Below are 15383 nucleotides of genomic sequence, written 5' to 3' on the forward strand. Positions count from 1 at the left end.
GCCCCATCCGGTGGACACCTGGTACGAAGCGCTCCATCAGGTGGACACCTGGAAGGAAGCCACGCCCTGGTACGCGAACCGGCCGTCGTCGACCTTCCACAGGTAGACCCCGCTGCCGTCGACGACCAGGGCCCCGGTCTTCTTGTCGAACGCGAGGTTCCGGCTGATCCCCTTGTACGTGGCCGAGCGCAGCGCCGTCGTCAGGTTCTGCCGGGTGCGGCGCCCGGTGGTCAGCGAGCGCAGAGTCCGCACGGCGAGCTGCACCACGTCGTACGTCTCGACGGCGTACCGCTCCGGCTCCGCGTCGAAACGCTTGCGGTAAGCGGCCGTGAACGTCTTCGCCTCGGGCGCCACGGTGGCGTCCATGACAGGGGCGACGATTGCCCAGCCGTCGGCCGCGTCCCCCGCGGCGGACAGGAACCGCGCGTCGAGCACCCCCTGGGCGGCGGCCCTGGCCCCCGGGAAGTCACGGCTGCTCAGTTCCCGGGCCAGCAGCGCGGCCCGGTCGTGGTAGCCGGCGAAGACCACGGAGTCCGCGCCCCCGTCGAGCAGGGCGTCCAGGGTCGGCCCGAAGTCGGTGCGCAGGGCGCTGACCACCTTCGGCACGGCCGGCTGGCGGGCGTCCCGCATGATCTTGGCGAGGGTGCTGCTGATCTCCCAGGCGTAGGCGTCCGCAGCCCGGTCGTCGACGATCCCTACCGTGCGCGACTTCGCGGTGCCGCGCAGGTACGCGTTGAGGTAGAACGGCAGGATCGTGTCCGTCACCCGGGCGTGCAGGAAGGAACGGCTGCCCATCACCCCCAGCACGGTGGCGCCGGGCGACACCGCGATCAGGGGCAGCGAGGCGGCGTCGTACGTCGCCAGTGAGGCCAGGGCGGTGGCGTCCGTGGTGGGACCGATCACCGCCAGCACGGAAGGGTCGGCGACGAGCTCCTTGGCCGCCGCGACCGACCGGGCCGGATCGCCGCCGTCGTCCACCGTCTTCACCGCGAGCGTGAAGGGCCTGTCCGCACGGGAGTTGAACTCGTCGACCGCGAGCCGCAGCCCCCGCTCCTGAGCCCGGCCGACCGTCTTCTGATCACCGGTCAGTTCGGCGTGCAGACCGAGGGTGTGCACGGGCTGGGCCGTGGACGCCGGGGCGGGGGCGTCGTTCTCGCCGTCACGGGAGAGCGCCGCCCACGCGGCAAGACCGCCCCCGGCGGTGACGACCGCCGCGCCCCCGGTCAGGAGCAGGAGCCGGCGTCTGCCGATGCCACGGGGCGCGGGCTGCGCGCCTGGGGTGTCCGTCGAAGCGGCGTCGGGGGGCGCGGTACCGGCGGACGCGGCGTCGACCTCGGTGTCGTCGATGGAAGGCAGCGCGAGCCCGGCGGCCGACCGTTCCGCGATCAGCCGGACCAACGGCTCGGGCAGCCAGGCCTCGTCGCCGGAGGCCGGCTCCTTCTCGCCGGGAATCCCGTCGGCCACGGGTGTTGGCGGACGTACGACCCTCAGGGCCTCCCGAGGGTCGGGTGGCGAGGCGGGCGACGAGGGCCTGGCGGCCGTGAGGGCCTCGGACAGTGCCTCGGCCGTGGGCCGCAACTCCGGGTCCTTCTCCAGACAGCCGGCCACCGCCTCGGCGAGCTCCGCGGGAACGCCTTCCAGATCCGGCGCATCGTGCACCGTGCGATACAGCAGGGCATCAACAGACCCGGTACCGAAGGGAGGACGGCCGGTCGCCGCGAAGGCCAGCACACAGCCCAACGAGAAGACGTCTCCGGCGGGTCCCGGATCCCGCCCGCCCCGCGCCTGTTCCGGCGGCAGGAACCCCGGCGTGCCGACCACGACACCGGTCGAGGTGAGCGAGGTGTCCTCGGGATCGCGGGCCACACCGAAGTCGATCAGCCGTGGTCCGTCGAGCGCCAGCAGCACATTGCCGGGCTTGACGTCCCGGTGCACGAGACCGGCCGCGTGGAGCTCACCCAGTGCTTCGGCGAGCCGCGCCCCCAGCACCCGCAGGCTCGGCACCGGCAGCGGCCCGTGCTCGGCGAGGGCCTCGGCGAGCGAGGGACCGGGGACGAACGTGGTCGCCAGCCAGGGCTGTGCGGCTTCGGGGTCCGCGTCCACCAGGGACGCCACCCACGGGCTGGTCATCCGGCGGGCCGTGGCCGCCTCGCGTCGGAACCGCTCCCGGAAATCGGGGTCCTCGGCGTACTCGGCCTGAATCACCTTCAGCGCGACCAGGGTTCCGCCGGCCGAGCGGGCCAGGTACACCACACCCATACCGCCCGCGCCGAGCCTTCCGAGCAGCCGGTAGCCCGCCAGCCTGGCGGGGTCGGAGGTACGCAGCGGCTCCATCACTTCCCCTTCAGCCGCTGCTCGACGCGCGTCAGCATCTGAGCCAGGGCCTTGCTGCCCATGTGGTTGATTTCCTGTTCGGTGTAGCCGGTGCCGCCGGTCACGGAGACGGCCACGACGACCGTGCCCAGCCGGGCGAGCATCCACCGGTACGGCTGAGCCGCGCCGCCGTACTCGACGTACTGACCCGCCTCCAGCAGGGAGTCGTCGGCGTACTCCTGGTCGCGGGCGCCGAAGGGGGTGCCGAGCGACATCAGACCCGTGATCCGCTCGTCCGACCGGGGCTGCTGCTCCGGGCAGCGCAGCACCTCTTCGAGGGTGGCGCTCAGCTGTTCGTCGGCCCCGAGGACGGAGGCGTGCACGGTGGCGACGGCCGTCACCTTGACCGCGCCCTTGCCCCCGCCGGCCGGCAGCCGACTGTAGCGGGACGTGCTCGCCAGCACCGCGCGCGGCAGCTTCTCCCGCTCCCACCGGCAGCTCTCGTCCAGTACGGCCCAGGTGCCCGGCGCGCTTTCGGCCGGCTCCTGGGCGACGTAACCCCGGCCCCAGTCGCCCGGCGTGAGCACGACCGACTCGGCCAGGCCGCGCCCGTCCTGCGAGGTCCGGGGGACGAGGGAGGCATCAGGCGTGAACACGGAAGAGGCTGCTGACGCGCCGTCCGACGGGGTCGCCCCGGCGCCCGAGGCGGCACCGGCCGAAGCCCCCGGAGCACTGGCCGCGGGCGAACCGCTCTGCCGGGAAGGCCCGTGAGCCGCTCCCTGGTCCGAACAACCGCCTGCCAGCAGACTCCCCGCCACCAGCAAGGTCACCCAACTTCCCCGCATTCCCTGGGCGTTGCCTGCCACTCAGTCCCCTCAACACCGTTCGCGCCGTCCGACGTCCCGAACGTAGACGGCCGGGAGGGAGGGGACCTCAGTAGAACCACGTATCGGGCTACGTATTTCGCGCAGGCGTCCAACCCGGGGGGCTCCCGATCGATGCTCACGGAGTTCGACCCATGCCCGTCGAGGACCTTGCCCCTGGCCGTACGCCCTCCTGGTCACATGGGACAGGGACGACTCCAAAGAGCGGCACCCCCCGGCTTGTCCTGCTCCGCCTTCGCCGCCCGGAGCGAACCCTGGGGGACGTGTAGTCCTGCGGGAAGGCGGAAGTGGCCGCGGTTGTACTCGTGCGGGAACTCCAGGCCAAGGCGGGCGGCGGTCAGGGCGCTGACGACATCGCCGACGCCGTGCCGCCGTTCGACCGTCACAGTCGCAGTGGTCGGCGCGCTGGGGTCGTCATGGCTTCCGGGTGCGTCCTCGACGATGGGGTCACGCCGGAAGCAGTCGTTTTCGACGGTGCGGCCGTCTTCGGCCAGGACGTCGGCGAAGGGATGGAACTCGGCCAGGTGGAGAAAGCCTCCTGGCGCGACGAGTACGGCTGTCCGGGCCCACCGGGCAATGTCCGGAAGCCGGCACAGCGGGGCGATGGCATGCTGTCGATCGAGCGCAACCGCTCAGAAGGGGCCGGCGGCACCAGGCGGCCCGCCGACGAGGGCGAGGCCTCCCGTGCAGGCTTCGAGACCAGCGCTCCGCCGACCGTCGCGCCGAGGGGTCTGCCGGTCCCGCCGCGGAGCGGGGCGGGACCGCTGGCGGACCCGCGTGCTTCTCCCCGTTCCGTTCAGAAGCGCAGCGGCACGACCGTCGGCAACTTCGGGTAGACGCGCCTCCACTGCCCGGTCACGCAGTCGACGACCTTCGTGTCGTCCTTGGCGGAGGCGGCGAAGTCGGCGAGATTGCGTTCCTGGGCCGTCAGCCGGACGCCCCGGCGTTTCACACAGTCGCTGACCGCCACCCTCAAGGCCTTGTCCATGACCTGTTGATGTGCCTCGACGAAGGTCGGCTCGACAAGGGACAGGTCAGCAAGGTTGCAGGTCTGAACGGCCTTGTTGTATGTGTCCGGCTCGCCGCTGGGTGTGATGTCGTAGATCAGCGTCAGATTGTCCGCAGGGCTGCGTACGGGATCACTCACGGCGTAGCCGGCATCCCTCACACAGGAAACGAATCGGTCAACCGCCGTACGGTATTCCGCCGCAGTGACCTTCCCGTCGGCCAGCGCCCACTCCTGCCCGGGAAGCGGTATGTCGCCGGGAGGCTCCTGGCCGCCGCCGTTGTCGGCCGGGGCACAGCCCACGACGGCGGCGGCCAGAATTCCCGCGACGACGATCGTCGCCCTGCGCATAGGTCAGGACCTGGTCACATTGCAGGAGTCGCAGCCCCAGTGCAGGCCGTACCTGTCAGCCACGGTGTTGGTGGTGTCGGTGGCGTACGCGCGGCTGCTGGTGCCGTACACGCGGGTCGTCCAGAAACCGTTGTTCCGCTCCAGAGCCGCGCTCAGCCGGCCGGCGCAGTCTCCCGACGCCTTCACGGTCAGGGCCCAGCTGTAGCTTCCGGTGTAGCCGCTGGAGACGCGGTTGGTGCCACAACTGCGCGAGACCTCACGGTTGTTGCCCAGTGCCTGGGCGTCGGTCGCCGCGATCACCGGCGCGATGACCATCATCGCCGTCATGGCGGCCGCCGTGGCGGCCTTCCGCGGAGACCAGTTGAATCTCACTGCCATTTTCCTCACGCTTCCTTTCGGAATCGGGAATTCCGCGTTTCTGAAAACCGCCACACCTCCGGTGTGCGGGTTCAGACGACGCGGCCGTGGGAGAAGAACGCTACGGAATCCGCTCGCACGGGCGTACCTTTTGCATTCACCGGCAAAGGCCCCGCATCGCAGCGGATTCCGTGCTCGTCCTCAGCCGCCGTGCACCAGCGCGGTTCCCAGAAGCGTGCGTGTGTGCAGCACGGAGCAGCCGAGCCGCTCGGTGGCGACCAGACCGGACCGGCGCAGCGCGGCGGCGTGGCGGCTGGCCGTGGAAGCGGAGACGCGCAGACGGGTAGCGAGCGTGGTGGTGCTGTGGCCGGTGCCGAGGAAACGCAGCGCGGCCGCGCGGGTCGGCCCGATCAGCTCTTCGAGACTCCGTCCGCTCTGTCCGGCCATCGAGGTCTGCGGGATCCACAGCGATGGGCGTGCGACCGGGTAGATCAGGACGGGGGGCAGCTCCGGACAGGCGAATCCGATCGGATGGTTGTGGCAGAAGAAGCTGGGGATCAGGTGCAGGCCGCGCCCCGCGAGCTGGAGATTCTGCGTCACCGGGTGAGTGACCTCCAAGACCGGGGGCCGCCAACGCAGCCCGGGGCTGAGGGTGTTGAGCAGAGCCTCACTGCCCTGCTCCACGAGCAGTTGTGCTCGGCGGGCCGCGTCGCGGCTGACCCACGTCAGCGTCGCAGGTGCGTACGGTGCCAGTGCGACGGCGTGATAGCGGCGAAGTGCCGCGCCAAGCAAGCGCAGCTCAGGAGGACTTCCGGCGCCGATGCCGGCGAGCCAGGTCGACGGATGTGACCCCCGAGCCCCGACGAGTCTTTCGATTTCGGTGCGCAGGCGACATCTGCTCGTGGACAGGACTTCGTCGATTCCGGCGTCAAGGGCTGTGCTGTGTCCTGGTGGAGTCAGGAAGTCGGGAAAGTAGGAGCTGATCGGGATGATCGCCGTCAGCAGCTGTACATCCTGGCCGAGGCCGGCATCGGCCAGTGCCTTGCAGACGATGCGCTTCCAGGAAGCGAAGAAGGGGTTCGGTCCGACGAGTTGGTGAAGGCTCAGGATCGTCTCCCACATGACGTCCGGCCGTGCGGCCAGACGTAAGCGTCCGAGATCAGCACTGCTGAAATGAATGCGGAGCACAGTTCCCCCTGTGGTCGCATGCTGCGGAACTTGACGGGGTGTGTCGGGGCGTTTGGGTCAATGTCGTCCCCCGCTCAGTCTGGTGAGCGGGGGCCTCGATGACGACCCCTGCACCATCGGATACCGGCAACCACGCACGTCCCGGTCGGACCGGATGCGGCCGGCGCCGGGGCGCGGCGACGTCGAGGCCGATCGGGGAGTCGGCTCCCTGGCCGCACAGCTCGCCCACTGGGGCGGGGCGACGGTGATCGCCAGCGTGGGGCGCGGCAAGGATCTGGACCGCGTCGACCCCGCCGTCGTCACACACACCGTGGCCCTCGGCCAGGACGATCCGGAGAAGGAGCCGGTGTTGTGCTCGTAGTCCTTGATTCGTTCGAGGCGAAGGCGTCGAACAAGGCGCGACCGCAGGTGGCCTGCCGGCCGACCGGGCGTTGTCCGCGGACTCCTGAAGCCGCCCGCGGTGGCCTCCTCACCGCCTGCCGAACGAACGGCGCTGCCCTGGACGGCGGTAGAGGTCCGTCGCGGCAAGTCACGTCATGGAACGCCGGTGCGAATCCAAGTCAGCACTCCGCTGGTCACCTACCGGTGATTCCCGGGGTGATCTGTTCGACGATGGGGGCCGGCCGTGCCCGTGGGGGAGGGCAGGTGCCCTGCACGGTGTCGCCTGAAGGGGGCGCCCCGTGCGCCGGGCGCTCACCCGTCCCGCCCGGCAGACGGGTTGGCCCTCCTGCCTGTCCCGCCCGGCAGGCGTCCCGCTCGGCAGATGCGCCGGCCGGGCTGGTTGTCTTCGCGGCGGCGCCTGTGCGGTTGGCGTTCGCGGCGGTGCTGGTCCGGCGCTGCTTGCTCGGGCGCGGCGTGAAACGGAGTGCCCGCCGCGCTGCCGGCGTCAGCGTGCGAGGAGCCAGGTTCGGCTGGTGGCGATGGCCCTGAGTTCTCCGGTGGTGATCAGCGGGGCGGTTCCGCTGCGTGTGGAGGTGGGGGTGGGTGCGTTGTAGGCACTGATGGACATCCACAGGCCGTTCACCCGGAGTGCGTCGACTCGCAGATGTACGACTCCCGGCTGCAGGCCGGGAGTCTGCAGGGTGCCCACCTTGGTGCCGTCGGCCAGGGTCTCGTTCCAGAACTCCTTGTCGCCGGAGGTCCGCGTGGCCTGGATGTAGGTCCGCCAGCCGGTCTTCCGGTCGGTCACGACGACGTGCCCGTCCGCTCCGGAGCCGCCTTCCGAGGTGATGTGGAGGCGCTTGGGCAGCAGGGTTTTGAGGACGGGCAGGATGTCGCCGGATTCGGCCTCGGAGCCCGGCTCGACCGTTCCGAGCGAGTTGGCCTCCCCGTCGCCGGTGAAGGAGCTCTCGACGAACATCGCCAGGTAGCGCAGTTTGCCGGGGCTCATACGGGGATTGCGGCTCACGGACGCTGCCTCGGTCTGCTTGGCCGCGGGGAGGTTGTGGGTGGCGACGTCGATGAGGTACCCGCTGGGCGAGAGCATCGTGACAGCCCATTCCTTGACCCCACCCGCCTTGCCGGCCTCGGTGTACCCCTTCAGGGCCCGGTTGTCGCCCTGTGTCGTGCACTCCTCGTACGGGGAATCCTTGTCGGGCGGGCAGGTGATCAGCTTCTTGAGGTCCTGTTCGGCCGGGTCGACGCGGCGCACCGACAGCGTGACTGTGGCCATGCCCCTGGTGTCCCCGAAGTCGATCGAGGCGGTGGCGGCCCGGGCGCGGTCGGTGCTCCCGGTTCCCTGCACCTTCGGGTTCATGACGGCGATTCCGGCCTGGTTCATGCCGTTGTGCAGGATGTTCTCCATCTGCTCGGCGGTGACCGCGAAGTGCCGGTAGTCGTCTGCCGGTCGCGGTGTCGCGGCCTGCTCGCCGCGGACGTTGCCGTCACCGTCACCCTCTCCGCCCAGTCGGACACCGGCCGTGGCCACGAGGACGACGGCGAGCGCGCTGCCGGCGACAACGCAGGCCCGGCGGCGGGCCAGCCTGCGGCGGCCGCGGGCAAGGCTGCCTTCCGCCAGAGAACGCCGGTCGGCGGTGAAGCTGCCCGCTGTGTCGCGGAGCACCTTCGCGAACTCGTCTTCGAAGTGCATGCGCAAACCACCAGTTCCTTTAATGGCGTGGAAGGGAAGCGGATCGGCGAACGGAACGGGCCCTCCTCGGCCCGGCTGTCCGCCGCAAAAAGAGAAGGGGAGAACGGACGACCAGGAGGTCAGGCCGGGGTGATCAGTTCGGTGAGGCCGCCCCCCAGCCGTTCGCGGAGCTTGACCAGCGCCCGGCTCGAGCGAGTGCGTACGGCGGCGGAGCTGACGTTCATCGCGTCGGCCGTCTCCTGCACGCTGCGGTCCTCCCAATAGCGCAGCACCACCACCGCCCGGTCCTTGGGCGGCAGTTCCCGCAGGGCCGCCAGCAGCGCGAGCCGCAGGGCCGGGTCGTCCGTGCCGCCCAGGGCCACTGTGTCGGGCAGTTCGGCCAGGGGGTGTTCGGTCGCGGAGTACCGACGCCGCTGGGTGATGAACGTACGCACGAGAACGGTCTGGGCGTAGGCGGCAGGGTTGTCGATCCGGGACATCCGGCCCCACACGGTGTACATCCGGCTGAGCGTCTCCTGTACCAGATCCTCGGCGAGGTGTGTGTCGCCGCTGGTGAGCAAGCACGCGGAGCGGTGCAGATGCCCTGCGCGCGCGGCGGCGAACTCCATGAACTCATCCGTCCGGGACCATGTCCGGGACCTTCTCATGCCCACCCCTCGATGCCGTTGCGTCGCCCTACACCTCACCGACGCGGTCGGCCGCGCAAAATGTTTCATGTCCTGTCCCGGGCAGGTGGGGGCTTGGCGGGTTCTGGCCTGCGGTGCCGTCCGTGGTGCCCCGACGCGGCCGGGACGGCGGGAGTCGAAAGCGTCTCGGCCAAGTGGCGGGCAGTTGCCTGCGGGACTGGCCCGGTCCGCCTGCTGACGGCTCAAGGGCCCGCGAGGGACGCCCGCGCCGTGGAAGAGGTCTTCAGGGCGGCGCGGCGGGATCAGCTTGCGGCAGTCGGCGTATCGCGCTCCGCCTCCGGCCGGGCCCTCGTACACGCCGTCCTCAGCCGACTCGACCCGGACCGACGCCACACCGACTGAGCCGGTCTTGTTTCGGGCGCGTACGGCACAGACAGCGCCGCGTCGTCGCCGCTGTCCCTCGGTCACCACCGACAACGAACGGGCCCTGGTCGAGGGACTGTTGCCGTCGCCCGCTCGCGAGACCCCACCGGCGGCCGTCCGCAAGCACCCCCGGCGCGGAAACGTCGACGCGACGCGCCATGTTGTGGACTCCGGCCGCAAATGATGGTCCACCCTGATCGACTTCCAGAGCCAAGGCCGCCGAAACCGTCGGGAGGAACTCGCACGGCTACGACGCGGGCGAAAGGACCAACGGTTGTCAGCGGCACCTTGGGGCCGACACGCGCGGCCTGCCGCCGCCGGTCATGGTCACCCTGCCTCGCTCAGCGATCGCGACGCGGCCAGGGAAGTCCTCTTCGCCCACGGGAGTCGGCCGCGACCGCCTCCCACGGATCGTGCCGTGGTCCGGCCATGTGGCGCGGGTGGACCACGGCGAGGAGTCCCACGCTCGGCAGCGTCGGCCGTCCCGGTCGTCAGGAGCGCGTGACCGAGGCCCGACTCGCGCGGAGTCGGCCCAGGTCACGTCACCCGCCCGTCAGACCGTGAGGACGATCTTGCCCCGGGGGTGACCCTTCTCCAGGTGACGGATTGCGGCGGGTGCTTCGGCGAGGGGGTAGGTGCGGTCGACGGGGGGTGTGATCCTGCCGTCTTCCGCGAGGTCCTTGAGTGTCAGGAGGTCCTCGCCGCGAGGGAGGGACATGAGGCTGCGGAGGTTCTGGGCGATGAACGGGGAGAGCAGGCCGGCCCGGAGGCCGCGGCTCATACCGCCGAAGAAGGCGCTCCCGCCCTCGCCGCCGACGATGACGAGGGTGCCGCGCGGTGTGAGAGCGCGACGCAGGAGGGGCAGGGGGCGGAGGCCGGCGTTGTCGACGATGACGTCGTAGCGGTGGGGGCCGTCCGTGATGTCCTCGCGCGTGTAGTCGATGACGTGGGCGGCACCCTGGGAGCGGACGAAGTCCCCGCCTGTGGGGCCGCAGACGCCGGTGACCTCGGCGCCGTACATCGTGGCGAGCTGGACGGTGAGGGAACCGACGCCGCCGGAGGCGCCGATGACGAGAACCTTCTGGCCCGGCCGGGGGCGGGCCTTGCCGCTCAGGGCCTGGAGGGCGGTCATGCCCGAGACCGGGAGGGCGGCGGCCTGTACGAAGGAGAGGTTCGCCGGCTTGAGCGCGAGCCTTGCGGCCTTGGCGCAGGCGTACTCGGCGAACGAGCCGTCGCAGTTGCCGAAGACCTCGTCACCCGGCTTGAAGTCGGTCACCTTCGCGCCGACGGCCTCCACCCGTCCGGCGCCGTCCCAGCCCCGGACAGGGTTTCTGGGCTTACGGAGTCCCAGGACGACGCGGGCCACATGGGGCCGTCCCGTCATGAGGTGCCACACACCCGGGTCGACACCGGCGGCACGCACTTCGACGAGCACTTCGTCGTCGCGAGGTACGGGGCGGTCGATGTCGCGCAGTTCCAGGAGGTCGGTGGGTCCGTAGGCATCCTGGACGATCGCCTTCATGGCGGGGCTCCTCTTCGCGGTCGCCGACACCGAGTGTCCCGGTTGCACCGAGCATCTCGATGATTCGGACACCCGACGAGCCCCCGGAGGATGATCTTGGGATGGGGGTCGATGTAGTTTCCGTACGCCCGACGGCCTACCTCGTGGGAGCCGGTGACCTGGGGATCGAGCATCGACGGAGGGGGTGAGACACCGACGGCGTCAGGGACATGGAGCAGTGGTTCGCCTGGGCCGACCGGCTGGTGGCCCAGAAGATCGGTCGCCGACGAGGGTGTGCCGGTGCGGGAGATCGCCGAGGTCATCGGCAGGCGCCTGGACCTGCCGGTGGTGAGCGTGCCGCAGAAGCCCGACCCCGGCAGCTTGCCCTCCTACGACGACGCCGTCCTGGTCCGCACCAGCCCGTACATCCGCGCCGCCCGGCCCGACGGCGCACCGATCTACGTGAGGCAGCGCTCGACGAGGCGGCGGCGCCCTTCAACGGACAACGGTGCGTTGCGGTGAGGCACGTGGCTCACCGCGCTTGTGGGGAGGCGGGGCCCGTGGTGGCCTCCTCCGGCCGTGATACCTGGGCGACGAGGAAGAGCAGTACGCCACAGGTGGCGACCAGGATCCAGCCCGGGCGGGACGCGTGTGCGAGCCCCGTCGGGCTGGTGGCCGTGACCAGGCCGCCGGCGAGAGCGATGCCGAGGGCGGAGCCAAGTTGCCGTGCGGTGGAGGTGATCGCCCCGGCCACGCCGGCACGGGCGGGTGGCAGTCCATTGACCGCGGTGTTGGTGATCGGGGCGTTGGCGAAGCCGAACCCGATGCCGATGAGCGAGTACGCGGCCAGAAGCAGGAGCACGCTCGTGGTCGGGGTGAGCCGAACCATGCAGAGCCCGCCGACCGTGATGAAACCGCCGGCAAGGAGCAGCGGCAGCCGCGGTCCCGTGCGGCCGACCATGCGGCCGGACCAGGGGGCGCAGACGGTCGCCCCGACGGCCAGGGGCAAGGTCGCCACGCCGGCGGCCAGCGGCGTCCATTCCCGGGTGTGCTGCAGGTAGAGGGTGTTCAGCAGCAGCGTCATGCTCAGGGCGACGAAGACCGCCACCGCGCCCACGACGGCACCGCTGAAGACCGGGCGCCCGAAGAGCCGCAGATCCATCAGCGGCTCACGTCGGCGGGACTCGACCCACACGAATCCGGCTGTCGCCACGGCAGCCCACGCGTATCCCGCCAGCGCCGCAGACGACGTCCAGCCGATGCGCGGCCCTTCGATCAGGACGCCGACCACGACAGCGAGGACCATGGTCAGCAGGAGCTGGCCGGGCAGGTCGAGCCGCCGGGCCCGCTGTGCCCGGGACTCCGGCACGAACACCGTACTGAGCAGCAGAGCGGCCGCGATGACCGGTGCGTTGATCCAGAACAGCGCCCGCCAGCCGAGCCCCGCGAGCAGCGCGCCGCCCGTGACGGGACCGGCGGCCATGCTCAGCCCGAACACCGACGCCCAGATGCCGATCGCCTGCGCCCGTTCCTTCGGGTCCGGCATCGCGTTCACCACGATCGCGAGCGCCACGGGGCTGAGCATCGAGGCGCCGATGCCCTGCAGGGCGCGGGCCGCGACGAGCACGCCCGCCGACGGGGCGAGCGCGCAGACCAGCGAGGCCGCGCCGAACACGGCCAGCCCGCACTGGAACACCCGGCGGCGTCCGAAGCGATCCGCCAGTGCGCCGGAGGAGATCAGGAGACTGGCCAGGACGAGGGTGTAGGCGTCCACGATCCATTCGAGACCGCGCGTGTCGACATCCAGGCCGCGCCCGATGGCCGGCAGACCCACATTGACGATGGTGGTGTCCAGGCCCACCAGGAACATGCTCAGGCAGCAGACGGCCAGTACCGTCCAGCGCCTGCGCGCACTCAGCATGGGCTGAACAGGGTGAGTCGTCGCGGTCAAGGTCCACCTCTCACGTCCGGGAACACTGCCCGGCAAGGATCGGACCGGACGACGACCACAGCCCATCAATTTTGCGAACACTGCAAAACTGGATCCATGAACACAGGATCCAAGGACGCGGAGCTGGAGCAGATTCTCGACGGCATCGGGCCCCGGCTGCGCAGGCTGCGCCGGGACCGGGGACTCACGCTCGAGGCACTCGCAGCCACGACCGGGATGTCCGTCAGCACACTGTCCCGGGTGGAATCGGGCAAGCGGCGCCCGACTCTGGACCTCCTCATCCCGCTGGCACGGGCGCACCACGTCGCACTCGACCAACTGGTGGCGGCGCCGGCCAGCGGTGACCCTCGGGTGCACCTCCGGCCCGTGCACAAGGAGCGCGGCAGCGTCCTCGTGCCCCTGACGCAGTACCCGGGCCGAGTCCAGGTCTTCAAGCAGGTACTGGCACCCCGCCGGCCGGAACTGGTCACCCACGAGGGCTACGAATGGCTCTACGTCCTCGCCGGTCGGCTACGTCTCGTCCTCGGGGCGCAGGACTTCACGCTGCGGCCCGGCGAAGTGGCCGAGTTCGACACCACCGAGCCCCACTGGTTCGGCCCCGCGGACACGAGCACCGTGGAGATCCTGCACCTGTTCGGTCCACGAGGAGACCAAGCCATCGTCCGCGCCAGACCGTCCACAACCGATCCCGCCCCGCCGACCGCCCCGAACCCACCGTCAACAACGTCATGACCCGCAACATCTAGACGGCATGATCCGCGGCGGTGTGTTCGAGGATCGCCGGGACGATCGTCGCCCAGTCGGCTCGTCCGACCCCGTGGCCGGCGTCCCGCAGAACCAATAGCGTGCCGTCGGGGATCTGTTCTGCGAGTGCCTCACCATGCGCGAGCGGGAACATCGGATCGGCGGCCCCGTGGATCACCAGCGTGGGCACGGCGATCGAGGACAGGGGCGCCTGTGAGAGTTCGCCCTCCGGCAGTACGTCGTGGTTGGGGGCCGCGGCGAAGTCGTGCGCGCGCCCGACGTCGCGACGGACGAGGCTACGGGCGGCAGCCTCATCGAACGGGCGTCGGCTCCCGGAGAGCATGCGCGCGTAGGCGGCCACGTAATCGATCACCGACTCGGCGTCCGACCAATCACCATGTGCGGATGAGACGAACCGCGTGAACTCCTCCGTCGGCGGAGGAAGCTCGCGGTCGCCGGGTACAGCGGGGGACGTGCTGATCAGGACGAGCGAGAGGACGCGATCGGCGTGGTCGAGCGCGAGCAGTTGCGCGAAAGCCCCTCCGGCCGAGACGCCTACGACGTGCGCGGCTGGGATCTCATAGGCGTCGAGCACGCGGGCGGCGTCACCGACCAGGTCCGATGCGGTGTACCCGGGACGGCCCGGCTCGTAGGTGACCGATCGGCCGGTGTCGCGGTGGTCGTAACGGATCACGAACCGCCCGCTCCCGGCGAGCATCCGGCAAAAGCCCTCCTCCCACCAGAGCATCGAAGCCCCGGTGCCCATGATGAGCAGGATGGGCGGATCCGACGGGTCGCCGAAGGACTCGGTGCACAGCTCGATGCCGTCCGCCTCAATCACACACTCGGCCATCGCTGCCTTCCTTTCCTGACCGATTGTGCCTGTGCGTCGAGGCTTCGGTCAGGCGCAAGCCCGGTCGAAGAGTTCGTGTTGCCGCTCCTGCGGTGACCGGGACGCGAGAGCGCGGAAGCTGCCGACGCGTCCCGACGGCACGCAGGACCGCGGAATGTCAGGGCGGTTGACCGGTCAAGGCGCCGGCGCTGCCCGCCGGGCGCGCCCCGGGTGCCCGGCGGGCGGAGCGGGCCGTGGCCCACCTCCTGCCCGGTGCCGGGGAAGAGGTGAGCGCTCCGGCCCTGGCCGAGGCGGTGACCCGGCTCGTTCCCGAGGCCGAGCAGCGAATGCCGTCGGGCCCGGCGCGGGCGGAGGCCCTCGACACCATCAGCGTTTGGTGAACTGGGCCCGGCCGGGTTGGTCGACGTTCGGCGTGATGGTGATGCCGGTGTCGGTGAGCGTCTCACCGTAGACGTCGGTGATACGGATGTCGGAACCGCAGCCGGTGCCGTTCTCCGAGACGAAGTAGTTGTACTCGTAGCGCGGCAGTTGGCGCCAGGTGGAGCCGGTGCGGACTTCCAGGGTCGCGACTAGATTGCGGTGGTTGCGCACCTGGATGCCGCACCACCACTGCGAGGAGCCGTCCTTGTAGCGGTAGGCGACGGGGCCGCCGATGTCCGGGCTGACGAGCTGCCAGGTGATCGGTACCCGGCCCGCCACGGGGTCGGCGATCCGGGCGAAGGCACGTTCACCGAGGTCGATGTCCCCGGGTTTGCACTCCGGGCAGCGGTCGACGATCTTCACGGTGATCTCACCGCGGGGGCCCTTGACGTGGAGAAAAGCCCCGCACATCCGGGAGTTGTCGTAGTCGGTGTGGTTGAGGGCAGCGATGCCGATGTCGCTGGTGGCGTCGTACAGGCAGTTTCCGACGCCGGTCGCGCCGTAGAACGTGCCCTCGCCCGGGTAGGTGACGCCGGGCTGGACGCCGGCGTGCGCCGGTGATGCCGTCGCGCACAGGAGGGCCGTGGCTGCGGCCAGGAGAACGAGGGGTCTGCTGCGCATGCGGGTGCCTTTCGCGAACGGAGGGCGGGCCGGTGCCCGGAGCGCTCGCGCCCCGG

General features: G+C 70.6%; 17 protein-coding genes and 1 pseudogene. 7 read left to right on the forward strand and 11 right to left on the reverse strand.

What is annotated here, in order from left to right:
* Positions 1-36 precede the first annotated feature (36 nt).
* Together OG289_RS47020 and OG289_RS47025 are read right to left on the reverse strand one after the other, a co-directional pair.
* Positions 37-2334, reverse strand: coding sequence for a bifunctional serine/threonine-protein kinase/ABC transporter substrate-binding protein (locus OG289_RS47020; protein ID WP_327320150.1), 2298 nt, complete (start codon positions 2332-2334; stop codon positions 37-39).
* On the reverse strand, positions 2334-2969 hold the full coding sequence (locus tag OG289_RS47025; protein ID WP_327320151.1) for a hypothetical protein: 636 nt from the start codon (positions 2967-2969) through the stop codon (positions 2334-2336). Before OG289_RS47025 ends, OG289_RS47020 begins: the two co-directional genes overlap by 1 nt.
* On the opposite strand from OG289_RS47025, the gene OG289_RS47030 reads away from it, so the two are divergent.
* Both OG289_RS47030 and OG289_RS47035 read left to right on the forward strand, forming a co-directional pair.
* Positions 2962-3084: a hypothetical protein gene (locus OG289_RS47030; protein WP_327320152.1), complete on the forward strand. Its 123-nt coding sequence runs from the start codon at positions 2962-2964 to the stop codon at positions 3082-3084. The two genes, OG289_RS47025 and OG289_RS47030, sit on opposite strands and share 8 nt — an antisense overlap.
* 400 nt (positions 3085-3484) lie before the next feature.
* On the forward strand, positions 3485-4033 hold the full coding sequence (locus OG289_RS47035) for a hypothetical protein (RefSeq protein WP_327320153.1): 549 nt from the start codon (positions 3485-3487) through the stop codon (positions 4031-4033).
* Here OG289_RS47035 and OG289_RS47040 read toward each other — a convergent pair.
* The 3 genes from OG289_RS47040 to OG289_RS47050 form a co-directional block, all read right to left on the reverse strand.
* Positions 3994-4554, reverse strand: coding sequence for a hypothetical protein (locus OG289_RS47040; RefSeq protein WP_327320154.1), 561 nt, complete (start codon positions 4552-4554; stop codon positions 3994-3996). The two genes, OG289_RS47035 and OG289_RS47040, sit on opposite strands and share 40 nt — an antisense overlap.
* Positions 4555-4557: 3 nt before the next feature.
* The gene (locus OG289_RS47045; RefSeq protein ID WP_327320155.1) at positions 4558-4932 is read right to left on the reverse strand and encodes a hypothetical protein; all 375 of its coding nucleotides are present in this window, start codon (positions 4930-4932) and stop codon (positions 4558-4560) included.
* Between the two features lie 180 nt (positions 4933-5112).
* On the reverse strand, positions 5113-6033 hold the full coding sequence (locus OG289_RS47050; protein WP_327320156.1) for an ArsR/SmtB family transcription factor: 921 nt from the start codon (positions 6031-6033) through the stop codon (positions 5113-5115).
* A gap of 148 nt (positions 6034-6181) precedes the next feature.
* On the opposite strand from OG289_RS47050, the gene OG289_RS49905 reads away from it, so the two are divergent.
* Entirely contained in the window at positions 6182-6460 is a 279-nt protein-coding gene (locus OG289_RS49905; protein WP_442819047.1) for a hypothetical protein, read from the forward strand.
* Positions 6461-6985: 525 nt separating this feature from the next.
* On the opposite strand, the gene OG289_RS47060 is transcribed toward OG289_RS49905, so the two are convergent.
* Both OG289_RS47060 and OG289_RS47065 read right to left on the reverse strand, forming a co-directional pair.
* Positions 6986-8188, reverse strand: a complete 1203-nt coding sequence (locus OG289_RS47060) for a hypothetical protein (protein WP_327320157.1) — start codon at positions 8186-8188, stop codon at positions 6986-6988.
* Positions 8189-8307: 119 nt separating this feature from the next.
* On the reverse strand, positions 8308-8835 hold the full coding sequence (locus OG289_RS47065; protein WP_327320158.1) for a SigE family RNA polymerase sigma factor: 528 nt from the start codon (positions 8833-8835) through the stop codon (positions 8308-8310).
* Between the two features lie 592 nt (positions 8836-9427).
* Between OG289_RS47065 and OG289_RS49910 the strand changes: the two are divergent.
* Positions 9428-9613 (forward strand): annotated as a pseudogene (locus OG289_RS49910) (transposase); the annotation flags it as partial.
* 177 nt (positions 9614-9790) lie between these two features.
* On the opposite strand, the gene OG289_RS47070 reads toward OG289_RS49910, so the two are convergent.
* Positions 9791-10759, reverse strand: coding sequence for an NAD(P)-dependent alcohol dehydrogenase (locus OG289_RS47070; protein WP_327320159.1), 969 nt, complete (start codon positions 10757-10759; stop codon positions 9791-9793).
* A gap of 279 nt (positions 10760-11038) precedes the next feature.
* Here OG289_RS47070 and OG289_RS49915 point away from each other — a divergent pair, with 279 nt between their 5' ends.
* Positions 11039-11260 (forward strand): hypothetical protein, encoded by a 222-nt coding sequence (locus OG289_RS49915; RefSeq protein WP_442819048.1) that lies wholly within the window; start codon positions 11039-11041, stop codon positions 11258-11260.
* Between the two features lie 10 nt (positions 11261-11270).
* Here the strand turns inward: OG289_RS49915 and OG289_RS47080 are convergent, their stop codons facing one another.
* Positions 11271-12659 carry an MFS transporter gene (locus OG289_RS47080; RefSeq protein ID WP_327320160.1) on the reverse strand — a complete coding sequence of 463 codons (1389 nt, stop codon included), beginning with the start codon at positions 12657-12659 and terminating at the stop codon, positions 11271-11273.
* A 126-nt stretch (positions 12660-12785) separates the two neighbouring features.
* Here OG289_RS47080 and OG289_RS47085 point away from each other — a divergent pair, with 126 nt between their 5' ends.
* Positions 12786-13421, forward strand: coding sequence for an XRE family transcriptional regulator (locus OG289_RS47085; protein WP_327320161.1), 636 nt, complete (start codon positions 12786-12788; stop codon positions 13419-13421).
* A gap of 10 nt (positions 13422-13431) precedes the next feature.
* On the opposite strand, the gene OG289_RS47090 is transcribed toward OG289_RS47085, so the two are convergent.
* Positions 13432-14286, reverse strand: coding sequence for an alpha/beta fold hydrolase (locus OG289_RS47090; RefSeq protein ID WP_327320162.1), 855 nt, complete (start codon positions 14284-14286; stop codon positions 13432-13434).
* Positions 14287-14519: 233 nt separating this feature from the next.
* On the opposite strand from OG289_RS47090, the gene OG289_RS47095 reads away from it, so the two are divergent.
* Positions 14520-14666 (forward strand): hypothetical protein, encoded by a 147-nt coding sequence (locus OG289_RS47095; RefSeq protein WP_327320163.1) that lies wholly within the window; start codon positions 14520-14522, stop codon positions 14664-14666.
* Here the strand turns inward: OG289_RS47095 and OG289_RS47100 are convergent.
* Positions 14653-15327, reverse strand: a complete 675-nt coding sequence (locus tag OG289_RS47100; protein ID WP_327320164.1) for an expansin EXLX1 family cellulose-binding protein — start codon at positions 15325-15327, stop codon at positions 14653-14655. The genes OG289_RS47095 and OG289_RS47100 overlap by 14 nt on opposite strands.
* Positions 15328-15383: the final 56 nt, after the last annotated feature.

The sequence above is a fragment of the Streptomyces sp. NBC_01235 genome, from assembly GCF_035989285.1.
In the GTDB taxonomy this organism is placed as follows: Bacteria; Actinomycetota; Actinomycetes; order Streptomycetales; family Streptomycetaceae; genus Streptomyces.

Excerpts from the sequence above, each read along its gene's own strand:
- OG289_RS47045 (WP_327320155.1), bottom strand. The coding sequence starts at position 4,932 with ATGGCAGTGAGATTCAACTGGTCTCCGCGGAAGGCCGCCACGGCGGCC.
- OG289_RS47100 (WP_327320164.1), bottom strand. The coding sequence starts at position 15,327 with ATGCGCAGCAGACCCCTCGTTCTCCTGGCCGCAGCCACGGCCCTCCTG.
- OG289_RS47065 (WP_327320158.1), bottom strand. The coding sequence starts at position 8,835 with ATGAGAAGGTCCCGGACATGGTCCCGGACGGATGAGTTCATGGAGTTC.
- OG289_RS47020 (WP_327320150.1), bottom strand. The coding sequence starts at position 2,334 with ATGGAGCCGCTGCGTACCTCCGACCCCGCCAGGCTGGCGGGCTACCGG.
- OG289_RS47050 (WP_327320156.1), bottom strand. The coding sequence starts at position 6,033 with ATGTGGGAGACGATCCTGAGCCTTCACCAACTCGTCGGACCGAACCCC.
- OG289_RS47060 (WP_327320157.1), bottom strand. The coding sequence starts at position 8,188 with ATGCACTTCGAAGACGAGTTCGCGAAGGTGCTCCGCGACACAGCGGGC.
- OG289_RS47090 (WP_327320162.1), bottom strand. The coding sequence starts at position 14,286 with ATGGCCGAGTGTGTGATTGAGGCGGACGGCATCGAGCTGTGCACCGAG.
- OG289_RS47040 (WP_327320154.1), bottom strand. The coding sequence starts at position 4,554 with ATGCGCAGGGCGACGATCGTCGTCGCGGGAATTCTGGCCGCCGCCGTC.
- OG289_RS47085 (WP_327320161.1), top strand. The coding sequence starts at position 12,786 with ATGAACACAGGATCCAAGGACGCGGAGCTGGAGCAGATTCTCGACGGC.
- OG289_RS47070 (WP_327320159.1), bottom strand. The coding sequence starts at position 10,759 with ATGAAGGCGATCGTCCAGGATGCCTACGGACCCACCGACCTCCTGGAA.
- OG289_RS47080 (WP_327320160.1), bottom strand. The coding sequence starts at position 12,659 with ATGCTGAGTGCGCGCAGGCGCTGGACGGTACTGGCCGTCTGCTGCCTG.